Below are 21,122 nucleotides of genomic sequence, written 5' to 3'. Positions count from 1 at the left end.
CCGCTTATAAACAGCACCGTCTATACCGCCACCATCACAACCGGGGCCAAGGACCTGGCAGGAAACTCGCTCCTGAACAATTACGTCTGGACCTTCACCACGGGAGCCGCACCTGACACAACACGGCCCACGGTCACTTTGGTAAGTCCCGCCGATCTCGAAACCGGAGTGCTTATCAACACGGCGGTCAACGCCACATTCAGTGAATTCATGGCCCCCATCAGCATCAGCACCACCACATTCACCTTATACAATGGCCTGACTCCTGTTACGGGCACGGTGGTTTACGTGGGCCTGACCGCGACTTTCACGCCCTCGGTTCCGCTTATAAACAGCACCGTCTATACCGCCACCATCACAACCGGGGCCAAGGACCTGGCAGGAAACTCGCTCCTGAACAATTATGTCTGGAGCTTCACCACGGGAGCCGCGCCTGACACTGTAAGGCCCACGATTACCCTGGTAAGCCCTGCCGATCTCGCAACCGGAGTGTGGATAAAGACTCCTGTTACAGCCACCTTCAGCGAGACCATGACCCCCGCCACCATCAGCACCGCTTCATTTACCTTGAAGCAGGGGCTCACGCCCGTTGCAGGCACGGTGATCTACGTGGGCCTGACTGCGACATTCACGCCTTTGAGCCCTCTTTTGCCCTTCACCGTCTATACGGCCACGGTCACCAATCAGGTTAAGGACCTGGCGGGCAACGCAATGCTCAATGATTACGTCTGGACCTTTACCACCGGAGTTGCGCCCTTGAACCTTGGCGCGGCGGCTCATTTCGCGGCACTGTCCGGAAGCGGAATCTCCAACATTCCGATGTCCTCCATTACCGGGGATATCGGGGTTAGCCCCACCGCAGGAGCCTCCATCACCGGGTTCAGCTCGCCTTTAAGCTGCCCCGAAATAAATGGAATCGTCTATGCCGTTGACGCCACAGGTCCGGCCTGCGCGACCATTGACGCCGCCGGTCTGGCTGTCGCCAAGGCCGATCTGACCATTGCGTACAACGACGCTGCAGGACGGACTCAGCCAGCTCCAGCCACTGTGGCCGGAGACCTGGGCGGGCAGACCCTTCCCCCAGGGATTTACAAGTCCATGTCAACACTTTCCATCGCGTCAGGAAATCTCGTCCTTGACGGACAGGGCGACCCGAACGCCGTCTGGATTTTCCAGATCGCCTCAACCCTCACCACAGTGGGCTGCGGCGCATCGGTTCCCTGCGGAACCGGAGGCAACGTGATGCTCATCAACGGCGCCAACGCGGCCAATGTCTTCTGGCAGGTGGGCAGCGCCGCCACCATCGGAGACTGGACGCTCTTCAACGGAACCATCCTGGCCTATGACGACATCTCCCTCAACACCGGCGCGCAGGTAAACGGCAGGCTTTTGGCCGGCGCTCAGGCTTCGGGCTTCGGCGCAATAACCCTTATCGCCAATAACATCGTCATCACGCCGTAAAACGCGGGGTCTTGGTTTGCCTTGAACACAATCAACGCCTTCCCGTATCGCAGGATACGGGAAGGCCAACATCAAAAGGAGAATCTCCAATGCGCAAAATATCCATGCTCCTCACTGTCGCAGTCCTGCTGGCCGCTCTCGCCGCCCCGGTGTCTGCGGAGAACAGGGCGGGCGCAGTAACCGTTTCGCCGTTCGTGGGCGGCTACGTGTTCGATTGTTTCCAGTGCCTTGAGGACGACTGGTACTTCGGAGCCCGCGCCGGGTACAATTTCACCAAAAACCTGGGGATAGAAGCAATGTTCGGCTATGTCCCCACGGAAAGCGAAGCCTACGGATACCAGGAAGAGGACGTGGACGTCTTCCGTTACGGGGCTGACCTTCTTTATCATTTCAACCCGGATGGCAATTTTGTTCCCTTTATTGCAGTCGGTTTCGGAGGCATCAGAATTGATGATCCTTCCGACCGCAATGACCGTGACCGGGGAATGCTGGATTACGGCCTTGGGGCGAAATTCTTCATCTCCGAGGACGTGGCCTTCCGTGCCGACGTCCGGCATGATCTGTTCTATGAAGACGACGAGCTTGAAGGCAACCTGGAATACACGTTCGGCCTTACCTTCCAGTTCGGCGGCGACAAGCATGTAACAGCATCCTCTTACTCTGCCGCAGCACAACCCGCAGAACAAACCGTAACACCCGCCCCCGCCCCCCGCGCCGCAGCCCCAAAAGCTGCGGCGCCCTTACCACCGGCGGCAGTAAAAGCAGTCCCGAAGGTGGTCCTGATCGAACTTGTCGATACCCATTTCGAGCACGACCAGTCACGCCTCACCCCTGCGGGGAAAGAGGTACTGCTTAAGAACATCGATACGCTAAACGCCAACCCGGACATAGACATCCTGATTGCCGGATATGCATCGGCCAGCGGCACCCAGGAATATAACCAGGATTTGAGTGAAAAAAGGGCCACCACTGTCAGAAAGGCCCTCATCGAAGGCGGCATCGCGCCGGAAAGGCTCACCAAGATCGGATACGGCGAAAACCGCCCGGCAAACTTCGAAGCCTATCCAGTCGACATCGAGTCCAGGGCGGCCAAGTCCAACAGGCGGGTGCTGTTCACCATAGTCGTGGATTGAAAGCCGTCTTCAACTTTCTGAAAGCGGGTAAGGAGGCACCGGAATGAACGTAATCAAAATGGGAGCCCTCGTTCTTATAGCGGCAGGTATCATGGGTCTGGCCTATGGCGGCTTCTGGTACACCCGGGAGACCCGCACGGCGAGACTGGGCGCGATCGAGCTTTCAATCTCCAACAGGGAGACGGTCAACATGCCTGTATGGGTGGGAGTGGGAGCCATAATCGTCGGCGGGCTGCTCCTCATTGTCCCGCTTGATCGAAAGAACGGCTGAAATCGATACGAGGTAAAATCACCAAGCCTTGATCGCGTTAAGGGCGGGGCTTTCTTTTGATTGTAAACGAAAGGCCTGCCTTCTAGACCATTGGTAAGCATCTGCAAAAAAAAGGAAAAGCCCTATGAAGGTAAGACATGTTGGAAAGCTGGTTCTTTTTGGAATCACGGCGTTCGGGTTGACCGTCCTGGCCGGTCCGGCATTGGCGAGGGTGAACGTCCAGGTGGGCATTCAGCTTCCCGCCCTGGTGTTTTCAGCGCCGCCCGAATTGATCGTGCTGCCGGAAACCGATGTTTACGTCGTGCCGGATATCGATTCGGACGTTTTCTTCTATGAAGGCTGGTGGTGGCGTTCATGGAACAACCGCTGGTACCGTTCGCGGAATTACGACAGGGGCTGGGCTTATCGAAGAGGCACCCCGGCTTTTTATCGCAACGTGCCCGGCAACTGGAGACAGCACTACAGGGACCGCGATTGGAGAGGCCAGCCCTGGCAGCACCAGCGCGTTCAACAGCAAGAGGTTCGAAAGAACTGGCGCGGCTGGAGACAGAACAGGCATTGGGAAAGGCAGAACAACTGGGGAGTCCAGGGCGTAAATCCCCGTCATTACCGCCAGCAGCAACGGCAACAGGAGAGGCGGCAGGACAGACGCCAGGAACAGCGGCAGGACAGACGCCAGGAACAGCGGCAGGACAGACGCCAGGAACAGCGGCAGGAGGACAGACGCCAGGACCAGGACTACAATGGCCGTGGACAGAACCGTTAAAGAGTCATAGCGCACAGGCAAGAAGGAAAGTGAGCGTTCACAATGGGTCTGAGGGTGGATGGAACACCCGTTGTTTCCACTTCAGCGTATAAAGTGCTTTGGAACCCCGTTGGCCTGCTGTGAACGCTTACAAAAAGGAAAAGCGCCATGAAGGTAAGAAGTTTCAGAAAGCTGATGTTTTCGGGGGTTACGGTCTTGGGGCTGACCGTTCTGGCTGGCCCCGTCTTTGCAATGGGAAGCATTCAGGTGGGGATCGAGCTTCCCCCCCTCATCGTGTTTTCCTCGCCTCCCGAAATGGTGGTGATGCCTGAGACAGATGTCTATTTTGTTCCGGACATCGAGGCGGACATTTTTTTCTTTGAAGGCTGGTGGTGGCGTCCGTGGAGCGGCCGCTGGTATCGTTCGCAGCATTACGACAGGGGTTGGGCTTACTACAGGGACACCCCCACGTTTTACCGCAGCGTTCCCCGCGACTGGAGACAACGCTACAGAACCCGCGAATGGAAAGGCAGGCCCTGGCAGCACCGTCGAATCCGGCACCAGCAGGTGGAACAGAACTGGCGCGGCTGGAAGCAGAACAAGTATTGGGAGAGGCAGGGAAACTGGGGAGTACAGCAGGCCAACCCCCGCAATCAGCCACAGCAGCAGCAACGTGAGTGGCAACAACGCCAGGGTCAGGAGCAACAGCCACAGCAGCAGCAACGGCCTGTTCAGCAGCCGCAGGCCCGGCAGCCGCAACAGTCACGACAGTGGGATGGCCAGGGCCGACAGCCCCAGGTCCAGCAGCAGCAGGATCAGCGGCGGCGGCGGCGGCAGGATCAGCAGCCCCAGGTCCAGCAGCAGCAGGATCAGCGGCGGAGGCAGCAGGATCAGCAGCAGGTCCAGCAGCAGCAGGATCAGCGGCGGAGGCAGCAGGACCAGCAGCAACAGGATCAGCAGCAGCAGGTTCAGCAGCAGCAGCAGGACCAGCGGCGGAGGCAGCAGGACCAGCAACAGCAGGTTCAGCAGCAGCGGCAACAGGATCAGCAGCAGCAGGTTCAGCAGCAGCAGGACCAGCGGCGGAGGCACCAGGACCAGCAACAGCAGGTCCAGCAGCAGCAGGACCAGCGGCGGAGGCAGCAGGACCAGCAACAGCAGGTGCAGCAGCAGCAGGATCAGCGGCGGAGGCAGCAGGACCAGCAGCAGGTTCAGCAGCAGCAGGTTCAGCAACCCCAGCCCCAGCCTCAGAGCAAGGGTCAGGATAAAAAAGGGCGAAACAAGAAGGATCGGAAACAGTACGGGGAAGATGAGGAACGTGAAGACGGAGGCCAGGGACGCGGCAGGTAAGGCATTTGTCGCCACGCGGCAGGGGCGGCCCGGAAGGAGAACAAGATGATATGGACCATTGTCGTAATACTGGTAATGCTATGGCTTTTGGGGCTTCTGACCCATGTCACGGTGGGCGGGCTCATTCACGTGCTGTTGGTCATCGCGGTTATCGTCGTGCTGATCAGGGTTATCAAGGGGCGGCCGCCGATCTGAGAAGTGATCGGATCAGCCGAGGCTTTGCCCCGCAATTCATAAAACAAGGAAGGAGTCTTTCCCATGTGTAAAACAAGAAGCTGGAAAAGAGTCATCTGTCTGTTGGTAGTGGCGTTCTTCCTGCTGCAGACGGCGGCATGCGGGTATTTTGTCTACCCCGAGCGCCGTGGGCAGACGAGAGGGCGGGTTGACCCCGCCGTGGCGATAATGGACGGAGTATGCCTGATACTGTTCGTTGTTCCCGGCATCATCGCCTTTGCCGTGGACTTCAGCTCCGGCACCATTTACCTGCCGGGCGGGCGTTCGTCCCTGGACAATGACAAGATCGCCGTGGTCATGGCCGACCCGAAGAACATGAGCGACGAGGCCCTTGAACGGATCATCCATGAGCAAACCGGCCTTGCCGTCGAGCTTGACAACGCCAGCATGAAGACCCTGGGCTCGGAAACCCCGAACCAGATCGAGCGCGTTCTGTCGGACCTGGAAAAAAGCGGGTACGCAGGATAGGCGTTTTTCTTCAAAACCGGGCGGGCCGTTTTCGTATCGCGGCCCGCCCGCGCTCCAAGGAAAAACCGCTTTGCTGAAACTGATTTTTGGCCAGGGTAATTGCAAAACCTCGCACAGGTTGGTCCAAACGCAGCGCGACCCAACAAAGTACTTGGTTTATCAGGATGTTGGGCCGAGCCTTTGGCGTGGTCCAACCATACAATTTCCCCTGATTTAAGGGGTTTTCAACAACCTTGGCCGCGAAAAATTTTTATAACGAGGCGAAATAATTCATGCCTGCAACCTGCAGACCTCCGCCATTAAGACTTTAAAAGGATGACACAAGCCATGATCCTGACAAAAAACATATATGCAAAGTCGGGAAAGGCTTTCCGCTTTTTCCTCCTCCTGGTTCTTGCCTGCCTCGTTCCGTTTTTCCCGTCTTTGGCGGACTCATTTGAAAGCGGCACGCCTGTCATGGCCCTGCCTGCGGAATCATCCGCAAATGTTTCCCCCGGCCTGATGGCAGATTCCTCCGTTGCGGGCAGAGATGTCGCAGGCGGCGGCAAAAGCTACATTATCCCGGCCCTTGAAATACCCGGCTTCATCCTCCTTTTGAACGGTTGCGCCAGAATAATCAGCCCCGATGATGAGGAAAACGGGAAAAAAGTCTACGACACCAGCTTTTCGAACTTTACGGAGCATGTTGCGGAAGGCCCCTGGGGGTTCGACCTGGACGACTTTTCCACGAACCAGTTCATGCATCCTTACCAGGGGGCCGTTTACCACAATTTGGCCCGATCGGCTGGCCTTGGCTATTGGGAATCAGCCGCTTATACCTTCGTGGGCAGTTTCCTCTGGGAAACCGGGGGCGAGACCACGTCGCCCTCCTTCAATGACCAGATCGCTTCCGGCATTGCAGGAAGTTTTTTCGGAGAGCCGCTCCATCGCATGGCCAGCCATTTGCTCGAAGGAGAAAAGCCAAGTGTCTGGCGCGAGTTTTTCGCCGCAGGCATTTCTCCTCCCTTGGGTTTCAACCGCCTCATGTTCGGTGATCGCTTCAAACCCGTCTTTGCAAGCCGCAATCCGGCCACCTTATGGCGCCTGCGTTTAGGCGCGAGCCTGGGCCGCTTTTTTGATCAGAACGGATCGATCCCTGTTGAAAGAACGGACGCCACCCTGGACTTTTCCATGGCCTACGGACTTCCGGGAAAGCCCGGATACGAATACAAGCGCCCCTTCGATTACTTCCATTTTGAGGTCACGGCCTCCGGCAATACCGACAACCCCGTGGAAAACGTCATGGTTCGCGGCCTCCTGGCGGGAAGAAAATACGAAGCCGGTGACTCCTATAAAGGGATTTGGGGGCTTTACGGCGGCTATGACTACATATCGCCGGAAATCTTCCGGGTATCAAGCACGGCCTTTTCCCTGGGAACCACCTTCCGGTGGCGGCCCGCACAATCGCTGACGCTCCAGGGCTCGGTCCTGGGCGGCGTCGGCTACGGCGCTGCGGGCACCATCGCCGGGGCGGGCGAGCGCAACTACCATTATGGCGTGGCCCCCCAGGGGCTGGTTGCGCTTAGGCTCATCCTGGGCGACCGGGCCATGCTGGACGCCACAGGCCGCGCCTATTACATAAGCGACCTTGGCGGCACCGAGCCCGGAAGGGAAAACATTGTGCGCTGGAACTCCGGGCTCACAGTCCGCGTTTACGGAAGGCACGCCGCCGGAATTCAGTACATAGCATCCAGCCGGGACGCCTATTACCCCGACCGGACCGACGCGCACCAGACAACCGGAACCTTAAGCCTTGTCTATACCCTGCTTGGCAAGGAGGGGTTCGGGGTTGTGGAGTGAAGTTAACTTCTTATGCCTCTGATTGGAACGGGCTGATTCGCCGAATGGAGAGCCAATGAAACCTCGAATTTATTATATCGCCATTTCGATTCTTGTAACGCTGGCAAGCCTTGCGGCTGCTGCCGACGTTAAAGCCAAGGACAGTATCGAGCTGGCGGGGGATGTGTTGCTGATCGCACTGCCTGTGGCAGCAGTCGGGCTTGTCATCGGCCTGAAGGACGGCCAGGGCGCCCTGGAATTTGGCGAAGCGGCGGCGCTTTCGATGGGAACGGCTTGGGTCCTTCAATCCACCGTCGAAACGACCCGTCCCAATGGAGATGACCGGTCGTTTCCATCCGGCCACGCCGCCTTTTCCTTTACCACCGCCGAGTTCATGCGCAAGCGTTATGGTTGGGAGTATGGCCTGCCTGCCTACGCCCTGGCAGGCTTCGTGGCCTACAGCCGGGTTGAGGCGGATAAACATCACCCAATTGACGTCATAGCCGGAGCTGCCATGGGAATCGCAAGCGGGTATCTGTTCACAAGGCCCTATAAAGGTTGGGATATCAAGCCCCTGGCGGACAGTTCATGTTTGGGCATCTGCTTTAACCGAAGCTGGTAAAAGGGCAGGCAACAGCCTTTTTGGCATAAATATGGCCCATGGTGTGTATCGGGTGCTTTTTGATTTAAAGGTCGCCTTGTTTTTTACAGGGCCCGCAAATTATGGCGGCCTGGTCTTTATGTGACCTGCGAAGTCAGCAAAAAAGAATTTTTGACCCGAAAGATTTAAAAATGGAGGTCGGCATCAATACCGTTCGCGAAGTCATTTCCCGCGTCTTGGCGCACCCTGACGGGGGCGGCAATTTCCGGAAGTATGACAACGACGAACTGCCTCTCCGGTCGGAACTTTTCAGTTCCTATCAGATGGAGCAGCACGGCAAAATTCTTGCCGGTTCGCACAGGGTAAAGCCCGGACGCACCCGAAACCGCCTTTTGGGGCGGCTTGCGGAAAACGAAGCCCTTTTGCTGGAAGTTCTTGGCCTGCTAACGGATGATGTAAAGGCGGATCGCAGGATTACGCCTGCCGGTGAATGGTTGCTGGACAATTTCTATCTGATCGAGGAACAAATCCGAACGGCCAGACGGCACCTGCCGAAGCGCTACAGCCGCGAGCTGCCTCATTTGCTTGATGGTCCGTCCGCAGGGCTTCCCAGGGTTTATGACATCGCGCTGGAAACGATCTCACACGGCGATGGACGGGTGGACCCTGAAAATCTCGGCAGCTTTACGGCATCCTACCAGTCGGTGACCCCCCTGAAATTGGGCGAGCTTTGGGCCATTCCCATAATGCTGCGCCTGGCCTTGATTGAAAATTTAAGGCGCGTGGCCGCCCGGATAGCCGCCGACAGGGTCGGTCGAAACAGCGCCGGGCAATGGGCCGACCGGATGACGGAGATCGCCGCCTCCGATCCCAAAAGCCTTATTCTGATGATCGCCGACATGGCCCGGTCCACCCCACCCACGTCGGGCTCCTTTGTCGCGGAGCTTACCCGCCGCCTGCAGGGCCAGGGGCCGTCCCTGGCGCTTCCGCTTACCTGGCTTGAACAGCAGCTTTCAGAATCCGGCCTTTCCATCGAACAGTCGGTGCGCCTGGAGTTCCAGCAGCAGGCCGCCGATCAGGTCTCCATCGGAAACAGCATCGGCAGCCTTCGTTTTCTGGGCGCCATGGACTGGCGTGAATTCGTCGAGAAAATGAGCATAGTGGATCTGGTGCTGGGTGAAGACCCTGGAGACGTTTACGGCAAAATGGATTTTGCCACCCGCGACAGCTACCGCCACGCGGTGGAAAAGGCCGCAAAGGCCAGCCCGTTATCCGAGATCGATGTGGCGCGCAAGGCCATTTCACTATCCCATGACGGAGCTTCCCGGAAAGGCGGCGGCCACCGCGAGGCCCACGTCGGATATTATCTTGTGGATGAGGGACTCCCAAGGCTCGAACGAATGGCGGACGTACACCTGTCCCCCGTGGAAATTCTGGCCAGGCTTGGCCGCCGGATTCCCTTTCTGCTTTATGGCGGCGGAATCGTGATTCTTACGGTGATGTTAGCCGGGGGCCTGACGGCCAGGGCCTGGGCCGACGGGTTGCGGGCCTGGCCCCTGGGGCTGATAGGGATTTTGTCGCTTGTTTGCGCATCGCATCTGGCCTCATGCCTGGTCAACTGGCTTGCGACCCTGCTGGCCAGCCCGCGACCTCTGCCGCGCATGGATTTTTCCAAGGGGATTCCGCAGGTTCTGCGTACCCTGGTTGTGATCCCCACCATGATAACGGGCGAGCAAAACATCGAGGATCTGATCGAGGCTCTGGAAGTCCGGTTTCTGGGAAACCGGGACAGCCATCTTCATTTCGGCCTGCTCACCGATTTTAACGACGCCAAAGAACAGGCAATGCCGCAGGACGATGCGCTTTTACGGTTATGCCAGCAAAAAATTGAGAACTTGAACGAAAAGTACCGGGGAGCGGAGGGCGACACCTTCTTCCTGTTTCATCGCCCGCGCAAATGGAATCCGCTGGAGCGGATATGGATGGGTTACGAGCGCAAGCGCGGAAAGCTTGCGGATTTGAACAGGCTTCTGCGGGGTGAGCCGGGCGACCGCTTCTCGCTTCTCGTGGGTGAAAAATCGGTACTTCCGGGCGTGAAGTACGTGATAAGCCTGGATACAGATACGGAACTGGCCCGCGATTCGGCGTGGCGGTTCGTGGGAGCCATGGCGCACCCGCTAAATTGCGCCTGCTACGACGAGGCCCGGCAACGGGTCGTTTCGGGATACGGCATTCTTCAGCCGCGAATTGCGGCCAGCCTTTCCGGCGCCAACCGGTCGCGCTATGCCCGCATGTGCGTAAGCGAGGTGGGCATTGATCCTTATACGAGGGCAGTTTCCGATGTTTACCAGGACCTTTTTCACGAAGGCTCTTATATCGGCAAGGGCATTTATGATGTTGACGCGGTGGAAAAGGCCTGCGGCGACAGTTTCCCCGAAAACCTGCTTTTGAGCCACGATCTTCTGGAAGGCTGTTACGCCCGGTCGGGCCTTCTGAGCGACGTTGAGCTGTACGAGGCATACCCTTCCACTTACAGCGAGGATGTGGCGCGAAGGCATCGCTGGATACGCGGCGACTGGCAGATTGCGCGTTGGCTCCGGTCGCGGGTTTTCGGGCCTGACGGACGCCTGAGGAAAAATCCCGTCTCGAAGCTCTCCCAATGGAAAATTTTCGACAACCTGCGCCGCAGCCTTACAGCCGCCGCGTTTACGCTTCTTTTGCTTTCCGGCTGGCTGCTGTCTCCGTCGGCCTGGTTCTGGACCCTTGCGGTTATGGGCGCAATCCTTATTCCTTCCCTGATCGCATCATTCCTCCATATCCTAAATAAGCCTTTTGACGTTACTTTGGGTCAGCACCTTGCCGCCGCTGTAAGTTCGGCCCGAAGACATCTGGTGATTGATCTGTTCACCATCGTATGCCTTCCATACGAGGCATTTTTCAGCCTGGACGCAATGATCCGCTCCTCCTGGCGGATGCTTTTCTCCCATAAAAAGCTGCTCTTATGGAATCCGGCAAGCGGGTCGGGTGCAAGAAGTCGCACTGACCTCGTCTTTTCGCTTAGAGCCATGTGGATCGGCCCGGCTGCGGCAATTGCCGCAGTAATTTCGATTATCCGATTTCATCCGGCGGCTTTGGCCTATGCCTTGCCCATACTGGGCCTGTGGTTCGCCTCCCCCGTAATCGCCTGGTGGATCAGCCTGCCGCTGGCCCGAAAAAAGGAAAGGCTCTCGGAGGATCAGACCGTCTTTTTGCGCAAGCTGTCCCGAAAAATCTGGGCATTCTTCGAGACCTTCACCGGTCCTTCTGATAATTGGCTGCCCCCTGACAATTATCAGGAGCATCCCATTGCCGTCATTGCCCACCGCACATCGCCCACCAATATCGGCCTGGCTCTCTTGGCCAACTTGTCCGCCTTCGATTTCGGATATATTTCGGCGGGAAAACTGCTCGAACTTACAGGCAGGACGTTTAAAACCATGGAATCCCTGGAACGATACCAGGGACATTTCTACAACTGGTACGATACGCGCACCTTAAAGCCCATGCAGCCGCTCTACATTTCATCGGTGGACAGCGGAAATCTGGCAGGCCACCTTTTAACGCTGAAGCCGGGCCTTCTGGCGCTTATCGATAACAGCATCCTGGGGGAACGATTCTTCGAGGGCCTTTTCGACACCTTAAAAATCATAATGGACGCCGCATCGGACGCCAAGGCGAAAACCCCGATAAAAGCCTTCGCCCCGGCGATGTTCGCAGGCCTTGCGCATGATCTTAACGCAGCCATCCTTTACCCGCCTTTAACGCTGAAATCCGCATGGCTCTGCCTTAACCGGCTGAATATGGCAGCCCAAAAGGCCTCAGCCGAAGTGGAAACTTTTGATGCCGACCCGGAAAGCCAATTGAGGTGGTGGACCCGCGCCTTTGCCGGTCAATGCCGGGACGCGTTTTCCGAGTTGAGCGACCTGGCTCCCTGGATAGAGCTTCTGTCTTCCAGGCACGGCATGAAAGACCTTTCAGAGCTTGATGAAATACCCACGCTGGGGGGGCTATCCACCCTTATGGAAAGGCTTGCGCCCAAACTCGCGGGCAGGCAGAGCCTGGCCGCCACGCCCAGCGAAAAAGAATGGCTGGATAAACTCGAACTTTTCATAACAACAGCCTGCCGGAACGCCGCAACAAGGATCGAGGCCATCAAAGGGCTCGCCTTTCAATGCGAGACACTGGCCCAAATGGAATACGGCTTTTTGTATGACGAAACCCGCCATCTGCTGGCCATCGGCTACAACGCGGGCGAATACAGGCGTGACGCCAGCTTTTACGATCTTCTGGCATCGGAGGCGAGATTTGCCAGTTTCGTGGCCATTGCCCAGGGACAGCTGCCCCAGGAAAGCTGGTTCGCCCTGGGGCGTCTGCTCACAACCGCCGCCGGAGAGCCGATTCTTCTTTCGTGGAGCGGCTCCATGTTCGAATACCTCATGCCGCTTCTGGTTATGCCCACCTTTGAGCACACCTTGCTGGATCAGACCTGCAAGGCGGCTGTGGCCTGGCAGATAGCCTACGGAAAAAAGCGCGATGTGCCCTGGGGCGTTTCGGAATGCGGCTACAACGCCATTGACGTCAATCAGAACTACCAGTACCGGGCTTTCGGAGTACCCGGCCTGGGGCTGAAACGCGGGCTTGCCGAGGACCTGGTTATTGCTCCCTACGCCTCGGCGCTGGCTCTTATGGTTGCTCCCGTCCAGGCCTGCATGAACCTTGAACGGCTCTCCGCCGAAGGCTATGAAACCCGTTACGGCTTCTTTGAAGCCATAGACTACACACCCTCCCGCCTGCCGCGCGGAAAAACCAGCGACGTGGTCCGCTCCTTCATGGCCCATCACCAGGGAATGAGCCTTTTGTCCCTGTCGCATCTTCTTTTGAACCGCCCTATGCAGAAAAGGTTCGAGTCCAATCCCATATTCAGGTCAGCAATGCTGCTGCTTCAGGAGCGAATCCCCAAGGCGAGCGCGTTTTACGCTCATACCACAAGGCTTGCCGAGCACCATACCGCTTCCAGGTCTCCTGAGACGCCCATCCGCATTTTCAAAAATCCCGATACGTTAAACCCGGAAGTGCAGTTGCTCTCAAACGGGCGGTACCACGTTATGGTCACCAATGCCGGGGGCGGTTACAGCCGGTTCAAGGATTTGGACGTCACCCGCTGGCGCGAAGACCGCACCTGCGACAACTGGGGATCGTTCTGCTATCTCCGTGACGTTACAACCGGAGATTACTGGTCAACTGCGTATCAGCCAACGTTGGGCCAATCGGACAATTTCGAGGCGATTTTCTCGGAAGGCCGCGCCGAATTCAGAAACCGCAGCCACGATTACGACACGCATACCGAAATCGCCGTTTCCCCCGAAGTTGACATGGAGCTGCGCCGCGTCAGCATCATAAATCGCGCCCGCACACGACGCACAATAGATGTCACCAGTTACGCTGAAGTGGTTCTCGCCCCTCACGCCGCAGATGAACTGCATCCCGCGTTCAGCAATTTGTTCGTGGAAACGGAAATAATCAACCGGCAACATGCGATACTCTGCTCCCGCAGGCCACGCTCGCAAGACGAAAAGTCTCCTTTTATGTTCCACCTTATGGCCGTGCACGGGTCGAAGGTTGGGGATGTATCATACGAAACAGACCGGACGCAGTTTATTGGCCGGGGAAACACCGTCGCCAATCCAAAGGCCATGAGCGGCGGGCCCGGCTTTTATCAGGGGGGGCTTTCGGGCAGCCAAGGCCCGGTCCTGGACCCCATTGTGGCCATCCGCTACCGGATAACCTTAGAGCCTGAGGAATCGGCCACCATAAATATGGTCACGGGCGTGGGTGAAACCCGTGAGGCGGCTTTGAGCCTGGTGGAGAAATACCAGGACCGGCGTCTTGCGGACCGCGTCTTTGATCTGACATGGACCCACAGCCAGGTGCTCCTTCGCCAGATAAACGCCTCAGAAGCCGATGCCCAGCTTTACGGACGACTTGCCGGTTCGATAATCTACGCCAACGCGTCACTTCGGGCCGATCCGAGAATTCTAATAAAGAACCGCCGTGGGCAATCGGGCCTTTGGGGCTACGCCATTTCCGGCGATTTGCCCATCGTGCTCTTAAAAATCGAATACCCGGCCAATCTCGATCTGGCCCGCCAGCTTGTTCAGGCCCACGCATACTGGCGTCTTAAGGGCCTTGCGGTGGACCTCATGATCTGGAACGAGGATCAGGCCGGTTACAGGCAGCTGCTTCACGACCAGATCATGGGGCTTATTGCGGCAGGCAACGAAACCAGCGTGACCGACCGCCCAGGAGGCATTTTCATAAAACCCGTGGACCAGATATCGGAGGAAGACCGAATCCTGATCCAGTCGGTGGCGCGGGTCATAATATCAGACAGCCGGGGGACGCTGGCGGACCAGATCGGCGGACGCAGCCTGCCCGAAGCTCTCGCGCCCCTGCTCGCCCCCACCCGAACCCACCGCGCTGAGCAGATACCGGTAGCCCCGCTGCCGCGCCCCGACCTCATGTTTTACAACGGGCTTGGCGGATTCACCCAGGACGGGCGGGAGTATGTCATCACAACAGCCAGGGGACAGCTTACCCCGGCTCCATGGGTGAACGTGCTGGCCAACCCCATGTTCGGTTCCGTAATCTCCGAAAGCGGCCTTGCCTGCACATTCGGCGAAAACGCCCACGAGTTTCGGCTCACTCCCTGGTCCAACGATTCTGTGGGCGATTCGAGGGGAGAGGCCTTTTACCTGCGTGATGAAGAGCGCGGCCACTTCTGGTCGCCGGCTCCCTTGCCCTCTATGGGGGCAACTCCTTACGTGACCCGGCACGGATTCGGCTACAGCGTTTTCGAGCACACCGAGCGCGGCATTCGTTCCGAGATGTGGGTTTATGTGGCCATGGACGCAGCAATAAAGTTCACGGTCCTCAAAGTGCGCAACGAGTCGGACCGGCCCCGCCGGATTTCCGCCACCGGGTACGCGGAATGGGTGCTTGGCGATCTTAGGTCGAAATCTTCCATGCACGTAGTCACTGAAATTGACCCGGCAAGCGGGGCGATCTTTGCGAGAAACCCGTACAATACCGAGTTCCGCGATCTGACCGCGTTTTTTCACGTGGACGATATGGCTCGCACCGTAAGCGGCGATAGGGCTGAATTTTTGGGACGCAACGGAACGCTGGGCGCTCCCGCCGCCATGAAGCGCACCCGCCTTTCAGGCAGGGTTGGGGTCGAGGTCGTTTTCAGGCTCGGCCTCGGGCGGGACGCCGAAGACGCAAGAAATCTGATAAGCCGCTTTAGGGGAACAACCGCCTCCAGCGACGCCCTGGAAACGGTGTGGCAGCACTGGACCCATACCCTGGGCGCAGTAAATGTTGAAACTCCCGATCAGGCCCTTAACGTGCTGGCCAACGGCTGGCTTTTGTACCAGACAATTTCGTGCCGCCTCTGGGCGCGAAGCGCATCCTACCAATCGGGCGGCGCTTTCGGTTTCCGCGATCAGTTGCAGGACGTAATGGCTCTTATACACGCAAGGCCCCATCTGGTGCGCGAGCATCTTCTCTTGTGCGCGTCCCGCCAATTTACCGAGGGCGACGTGGAGCACTGGTGGCATCCTCCAACGGGAAGGGGAGTGCGCACCCACTGTTCGGACGATTATCTCTGGCTGCCGCTCGCGGTCTGTCGTTACGTAAGGGCCACCGGCGACACCGGTGTTCTGGAGAAATCCGTACACTTCATTCAGGGACGCCTTTTAAACGCGGACGAAGACTCCTATTACGATCTGCCGGGACATTCCGAAGAATCGGCGAGCCTATACGAACACTGTGTCCGGGCCATAGTTTACGGCCTTAAATTCGGCCTGCACGGTTTGCCGCTCATCGGTTCCGGCGACTGGAACGACGGCATGAACCTTGTGGGCGAACACGGAAAAGGCGAAAGCGTGTGGCTTGGATTTTTTCTGCACCACGTTCTGGGTGAATTTTCCGGTATCGCCGATATGCGCGCCGATCATGCTTTTGCCGGGCGCTGCGCGAGCGAAGCCGAGTTGCTCAAGCGCAACATCGCCGCAAACGGATGGGACGGCGAATGGTACCGCAGGGCCTATTTCGACGACGGCTCACCCCTTGGATCAAAACTGAACCTCGAATGCCGTATTGATTCCATTGCCCAAAGCTGGTCGGTTCTTTCGGGGGCCGGGGACATTCTGCGGTCCCGCATGGCCATGGAGGCCGTGGACAAGCGCCTTGTCCGCCGCGAGCACGGGCTTGTACAGCTTCTTGATCCGCCATTCGACAAGTCGGCCTTAAATCCGGGCTACATAAAAGGCTACGTTCCGGGAGTGCGTGAAAACGGCGGACAGTACACCCATGCGGCCATCTGGGCGGCAATGGCTTTTGCCCGCCTTAAAGACAACAAGAGGGCCTGGGAAATATTCGGAATGATAAATCCGGTAAACCACGCGAAAACCGCAGAGGAAACCGCCACCTACAAGGTTGAGCCTTATGTTGCGGCAGCCGATGTCTATGCGGTGCCGCCCCACACAGGCTGCGGCGGCTGGTCATGGTACACCGGTTCCGCCGCCTGGATGTACCGGCTGATTCTGGAATCGCTTCTGGGGCTGAAACTTGAAGTGGACAAATTGAGCTTTACGCCCTGCCTTCCGGCGGATTGGGAGGGGTTTAAGGTGCATTACCGCTATCGGGAGACGGTCTATCACATCGAGGTTTTTCAGACGCCCCCGGGAAATGGCGAAATGAGCGTGAGCCTGGATGGCGTGATGCAACTCGAGTTGACCATCCCCCTTGTTGACGATCACAGGGAACACCGGGCCGAGGTAAGGGTGCCGTCAGCGATCGCCGGGAACGGCTAAAACACATGATTCTTTGTGGTCAGGCAAATGACGCAATTGATCTCAAAAAGGAGAAACGGCCATGTACAGGTGGAACGGATACGATCACATGGGCTGGATGGGCGGCACAGGCTGGATGCCTATACTGTTGATACTGGTGGTGGCCTTGATTGCGGTGGCCGTCTGGATGCTGCTCAGATCGGCGCGAAAGCAGGTCGGGCGCCCGAACGAAACACCTGTTGATATCCTGAAACGCCGATACGCCGGCGGCGAAGTCGATCAGGAGACATACCGGCGAATGCTTGAGGATCTCAAAGACTGAATGAGAGCGGAAAAATGAGAAAGATGCGCTACGGATTCGAGAAGAGCCTGGTTGGGACCACTTTCGAGCAAGCGATCGAAAAAGTCACAGCCGCGCTTAAAAGCGAGGGCTTCGGCGTCCTTGCCGAAATAAACATCAAGGAAACTCTCAAAAAAAAGATGGGGGTCGACTTCCGCCGCTACGTGATCCTGGGAGCCTGCAACCCGGACCTTGCGCATCGGGCGCTTGAGTTTGAGCCTCATATCGGCTTGCTCCTTCCCTGCAACGTCGTAGTGCAGGAAGCGCCCAAGGGAGGTGTATTGGTTTCGATGGCAGACCCACGGGCGATGTTCATGATGGTGGATAATGTTGCGATCGCTTCCATTGCAGATGAGGCGGACCAGCGACTGAGGAAAGTCTTCGCGTTGATTGAATGAGCAACACATCTAACACGATAACTCAGGGCGATTGCTTTGCTCCCCTGAATGTGGTAAATTAAGGAACAACAACCATGTTGAGGTCATCTGCCGACAAATGCAGCCAGACTGGCGATTATTTTACGCTATCGCCATCTCTGTGCATGACATGGCGCAATATGCCTTTCTTGTCAGTTTCTTTAGCCGCGCATCGTCTATTTGCAGGTATTTTTTGTTACATCATAAACAATGCCTGCAAATTACTCCATTTGAAAACGGCTCAACAAACCTGATTTGCCTCCCAAACCCGGAGGCTGTCCGAATATTTCCGGTTTATTTTACAGGAGGCTTTCATGGCCAAGCCCAAAAAAGGCAAAAAATCAAAACCCGATGAAATTCCCGCTTCCGCGCCAACGGAATCCAAAGAGGCCGAAGCAAAGGAATCCGGGGGATTTCCCATAGTGGGAATCGGCGCGTCCGCAGGCGGGCTTGCGGCCTTTGAAGCCTTTTTTTCAGCCATGCCCGTTGACACCGATCCGGGCATGGCCTTTGTGCTGGTGCAGCACCTGGCCCCGGATCACAAGAGCATCCTGACCGAGCTTATAAGACGCTACACCCGGATGCAGGTCTTCGAGGTCGAGGACGGCATGAAGGTGAACCCCAACTGCGCCTACATAATTCCGCCCAACCGGGACATGGCGTTTCTGAACGGCGCGCTAGAGCTTATGGAGCCTTCGGCCCCTAGGGGCCAGCGCCTGCCCATAGACTTCTTCTTTCGCTCCCTTGCCCAGGACCAGCGCGAGCGGGCAATCTGCATAGTGCTTTCCGGCACCGGCAGCGACGGCACCCAGGGCGTCCGGGCCATCAAGGGCGAGGGCGGCATGGTGATGGCCCAGAATCCCGAATCCACCGAATACGACGGAATGCCTCGGAGCGCCATCGCCACGGGCCTTGTGGACTACGTGCTTCCGCCAGCCGAGATGCCGTCCCAACTCGTGGCCTACTCGGCTCACGCCTTCAGCCATCCCCCCCGTGCGGCGTCCCTGCCGGAGCCCAAGAGCCATAACGCGCTGAAAAGAATCTTCATCCTGCTGCGGGCCCAGACCGGCCACGATTTTTCCCTCTACAAGCCCAGCACCATCAATCGCCGGATAGAAAGGCGCATGGCGGTGCATCAGATCGAAAACATCGACGGGTACGTCAAATACCTGCAGCAGACGCCAGCCGAGGTCGAGGCGCTTTTCCGGGACCTTCTTATAGGAGTCACCAGTTTTTTCCGCGATCCCGAAGCCTTCAAAGCATTAGAGGAACAGGTCATCCCAAGGCTTTTTGAAGGCAAATCAGCAGACGGCGTGATCCGGGTGTGGTCGCCCGGATGCTCCACCGGCGAGGAGGCCTATTCCATCGCAATCCTTTTGAAGGAGCGGATGGAGGATGTGAAACTTGCATACAAGGTGCAGGTGTTTGCCACGGACATTGACAGCCAGGCCATAGCCACGGCCCGGCCCGGACTTTATCCGGCAAGCATCGCCGCAGACATAACGCCGGAGAGGCTTGCCCGCTTTTTTACGGTGGAGTCCGGTGGCAGCGCCTACCGCATTCACAAAAACATCCGCGACATGCTTGTCTTTTCCGAGCACGACGTTATCAAGGACCCGCCATTTTCCAAGCTCGACCTGATCAGTTGCCGCAATTTGCTCATCTATATGGGCGGTGATTTGCAGAAGAAGGTAATACCCGTTTACCATTATGCCTTGAACCGTAGCGGGTATCTTTTCTTGGGCACCTCGGAAACCGTGGGTGAGTACGCAGATCTTTTTTCAACGATTGACCGGAAGGCAAAGCTTTATCAGCGCAAGGACGACTTTCACGGGGCCCAGCGCGCAGCCCTTGGCCGCTTTCTTCCGCCGGCCGCAGCGCGGGACGGGGCGCATCATAAAATTCCGGCAAAGTCCGCCTTTCCGGTAAAAATGCCCTTGCGGGAGCTTACCGAGCAGGCGCTTTTAAAGCAGGTGGCTCCTGCCGGCGCGCTAGTGAACAGCCAGGGCGACATTCTTTACCTTCATGGCCGCACGGGTTTGTATCTTGAACCTGCCCCCGGGGAGACCGGCATCAACAACATCCTCAAGATGGCCAGGGAAGGCTTGCGGCGCGATCTTTCCACGGCCCTGCACAAGGCCGCCGGAACAAAGGAGATCGTTCGGGTTAGTGGCCTCAAGGTCAAAACCAACGGCGATTTCACCATAGTAAACCTTACAATCCGACCGGTTGAGGCAGGCCCCGCAGTCAGTTCCGAGGCCCCGTTGTACCTTGTCATTCTTGAGGAGGCGCCACCGACGCCGGACGCGTCGGGCGTTTGTCAGGCATCGGCGGGCAATAGCGAGGCATCGGACACCGACCGGCACATCGCATCTCTCATGCAGGAGCTGAGGGCCAAGGAAGAGTACCTGCAGGCCGCCAACGAGGAACTGGAGACCACCAACGAAGAGCTGAAATCCTCAAACGAGGAAATGCAGTCCGTGAACGAGGAACTGCAATCCACCAACGAGGAGCTTGAGACATCCAAGGAGGAACTGCAGTCGGTGAACGAGGAGCTGGCCACGGTCAACTCCGAACTGCAGACCAAGGTGGCGGACCTGTCCCGGGCCAACAACGACATGAACAACCTTCTGGCCGGAACCAGCATAGCCACCGTATTTATCGACCACGCACTTCGAATCCTGCGCTTCACACCCGCCGCGACCCGGATCATAAACCTTATCTTGAGCGACGTAGGCAGGCCCGTGGGCCACATTGTCTCGAACCTTTTGGGGTATGACAGCCTTGTGGCCGACGCCCAGGCGGTTCTGGATTCCCTGGTTCCCAAAGAGGTGGAAGTAAAGACCACCGATGGCAAATGGTACTCCATGCGCATCATGCCCTACCGCACCCTGGAAAACGTGATAGAGGGCGCGGTAATCACCTTTTTCGACATCACCGAGATGCAGAAGACCCGCGAGGAGCTGGCAAAGGCCAATGCCATAGCCCGTTTGGCTGTGGCGGCGCGCGATTCCCAGGACGCCATGACGGTCCAGGATATGGACGGCCGCATCCTGGCCTGGAATCCTGCGGCGCAAAGGATATACGGCTTCAGTGAAGCCGAAGCCCTTCTAATGAACATCGGCGAGATTATTCCGAAAAATATGCGCGAAGAAGCCCTGTCAAAGACGCAGCAGTTAAGCAGATCAGAAATACTGACGCCTTACCGAACCCAGAGGGTCGCCAGGGATGGCTCCGTGCTGGAAGTTTGGATGACATCCACGGCTCTTCTTAATGAAGCAGGGCTGATGTACGCCATTGCCACAACGGAGCGCCCGGCGGGGACAATGGGCGATGCTCCTGAAAAACATGACTATTTATCAAATGACGGCGCAGCAGACTGAACCTTGTTTTCATG

The 21,122-nt window shown here is 57.5% G+C and carries 13 protein-coding genes; 12 read left to right on the top strand and 1 reads right to left on the bottom strand.

The genetic code is table 11. From position 1 onward, the window contains the following. From HZB23_00740 to HZB23_00725, 4 genes are all read left to right on the top strand, one after another. Nucleotides 1-1,461: DUF3494 domain-containing protein (locus HZB23_00740; protein MBI5843177.1), on the top strand; the 1,461-nt coding region annotated here is incomplete at its 5' end. Between the two features lie 89 nt (nucleotides 1,462-1,550). Then, on the top strand, nucleotides 1,551-2,594 hold the full coding sequence (locus tag HZB23_00735; protein ID MBI5843176.1) for an OmpA family protein: 1,044 nt from the start codon (nucleotides 1,551-1,553) through the stop codon (nucleotides 2,592-2,594). Nucleotides 2,595-2,637: 43 nt separating this feature from the next. Next, nucleotides 2,638-2,865: a hypothetical protein gene (locus tag HZB23_00730; GenBank protein ID MBI5843175.1), complete on the top strand. Its 228-nt coding sequence runs from the start codon at nucleotides 2,638-2,640 to the stop codon at nucleotides 2,863-2,865. A gap of 124 nt (nucleotides 2,866-2,989) precedes the next feature. Then, nucleotides 2,990-3,631, top strand: a complete 642-nt coding sequence (locus HZB23_00725) for a hypothetical protein (protein ID MBI5843174.1) — start codon at nucleotides 2,990-2,992, stop codon at nucleotides 3,629-3,631. A 741-nt stretch (nucleotides 3,632-4,372) separates the two neighbouring features. Here the strand turns inward: HZB23_00725 and HZB23_00720 are convergent. Further along, nucleotides 4,373-4,972, bottom strand: coding sequence for a hypothetical protein (locus tag HZB23_00720; protein ID MBI5843173.1), 600 nt, complete (start codon nucleotides 4,970-4,972; stop codon nucleotides 4,373-4,375). 30 nt (nucleotides 4,973-5,002) lie between these two features. Here HZB23_00720 and HZB23_00715 point away from each other — a divergent pair, with 30 nt between their 5' ends. The 8 genes from HZB23_00715 (at nucleotide 5,003) to HZB23_00680 (ending at nucleotide 21,108) form a co-directional block, all read left to right on the top strand. Beyond that, on the top strand, nucleotides 5,003-5,152 hold the full coding sequence (locus tag HZB23_00715; GenBank protein ID MBI5843172.1) for a lmo0937 family membrane protein: 150 nt from the start codon (nucleotides 5,003-5,005) through the stop codon (nucleotides 5,150-5,152). Nucleotides 5,153-5,215: 63 nt separating this feature from the next. Beyond that, nucleotides 5,216-5,659: a hypothetical protein gene (locus HZB23_00710; GenBank protein ID MBI5843171.1), complete on the top strand. Its 444-nt coding sequence runs from the start codon at nucleotides 5,216-5,218 to the stop codon at nucleotides 5,657-5,659. A gap of 327 nt (nucleotides 5,660-5,986) precedes the next feature. Then, the gene (locus HZB23_00705) at nucleotides 5,987-7,498 is read left to right on the top strand and encodes a DUF3943 domain-containing protein (GenBank protein MBI5843170.1); all 1,512 of its coding nucleotides are present in this window, start codon (nucleotides 5,987-5,989) and stop codon (nucleotides 7,496-7,498) included. Nucleotides 7,499-7,553: 55 nt separating this feature from the next. Further along, complete coding sequence (locus HZB23_00700) at nucleotides 7,554-8,099, top strand: phosphatase PAP2 family protein (protein MBI5843169.1); 546 nt, start codon at nucleotides 7,554-7,556, stop codon at nucleotides 8,097-8,099. 170 nt (nucleotides 8,100-8,269) lie between these two features. Further along, on the top strand, nucleotides 8,270-16,990 hold the full coding sequence (locus tag HZB23_00695) for a cyclic beta 1-2 glucan synthetase (GenBank protein ID MBI5843168.1): 8,721 nt from the start codon (nucleotides 8,270-8,272) through the stop codon (nucleotides 16,988-16,990). Nucleotides 16,991-17,051: 61 nt separating this feature from the next. Next, the gene (locus tag HZB23_00690; GenBank protein ID MBI5843167.1) at nucleotides 17,052-17,291 is read left to right on the top strand and encodes an SHOCT domain-containing protein; all 240 of its coding nucleotides are present in this window, start codon (nucleotides 17,052-17,054) and stop codon (nucleotides 17,289-17,291) included. A 23-nt stretch (nucleotides 17,292-17,314) separates the two neighbouring features. Next, nucleotides 17,315-17,707: a DUF302 domain-containing protein gene (locus HZB23_00685; GenBank protein MBI5843166.1), complete on the top strand. Its 393-nt coding sequence runs from the start codon at nucleotides 17,315-17,317 to the stop codon at nucleotides 17,705-17,707. Between the two features lie 332 nt (nucleotides 17,708-18,039). Beyond that, nucleotides 18,040-21,108 (top strand): PAS domain-containing protein, encoded by a 3,069-nt coding sequence (locus HZB23_00680; protein ID MBI5843165.1) that lies wholly within the window; start codon nucleotides 18,040-18,042, stop codon nucleotides 21,106-21,108. Nucleotides 21,109-21,122 lie beyond the last annotated feature (14 nt).

It is taken from the genome of Deltaproteobacteria bacterium (genome assembly GCA_016235345.1).
Taxonomy (GTDB): domain Bacteria; phylum Desulfobacterota; class Desulfobacteria; order Desulfobacterales; family Desulfatibacillaceae; genus JACRLG01.
Note: the sequence above shows the minus strand (reverse complement) of the source record. Positions and strands in the feature narration are given on the sequence as shown.

Bases quoted from the DNA above. Each gene is read 5' to 3' on its own strand.
- HZB23_00735 (MBI5843176.1), top strand. From the start codon at position 1,551: ATGCGCAAAATATCCATGCTCCTCACTGTCGCAGTCCTGCTGGCCGCT.
- HZB23_00730 (MBI5843175.1), top strand. From the start codon at position 2,638: ATGAACGTAATCAAAATGGGAGCCCTCGTTCTTATAGCGGCAGGTATC.
- HZB23_00725 (MBI5843174.1), top strand. From the start codon at position 2,990: ATGAAGGTAAGACATGTTGGAAAGCTGGTTCTTTTTGGAATCACGGCG.
- HZB23_00715 (MBI5843172.1), top strand. From the start codon at position 5,003: ATGATATGGACCATTGTCGTAATACTGGTAATGCTATGGCTTTTGGGG.
- HZB23_00710 (MBI5843171.1), top strand. From the start codon at position 5,216: ATGTGTAAAACAAGAAGCTGGAAAAGAGTCATCTGTCTGTTGGTAGTG.
- HZB23_00705 (MBI5843170.1), top strand. From the start codon at position 5,987: ATGATCCTGACAAAAAACATATATGCAAAGTCGGGAAAGGCTTTCCGC.
- HZB23_00700 (MBI5843169.1), top strand. From the start codon at position 7,554: ATGAAACCTCGAATTTATTATATCGCCATTTCGATTCTTGTAACGCTG.
- HZB23_00695 (MBI5843168.1), top strand. From the start codon at position 8,270: ATGGAGGTCGGCATCAATACCGTTCGCGAAGTCATTTCCCGCGTCTTG.
- HZB23_00690 (MBI5843167.1), top strand. From the start codon at position 17,052: ATGTACAGGTGGAACGGATACGATCACATGGGCTGGATGGGCGGCACA.
- HZB23_00685 (MBI5843166.1), top strand. From the start codon at position 17,315: ATGCGCTACGGATTCGAGAAGAGCCTGGTTGGGACCACTTTCGAGCAA.
- HZB23_00680 (MBI5843165.1), top strand. From the start codon at position 18,040: ATGGCCAAGCCCAAAAAAGGCAAAAAATCAAAACCCGATGAAATTCCC.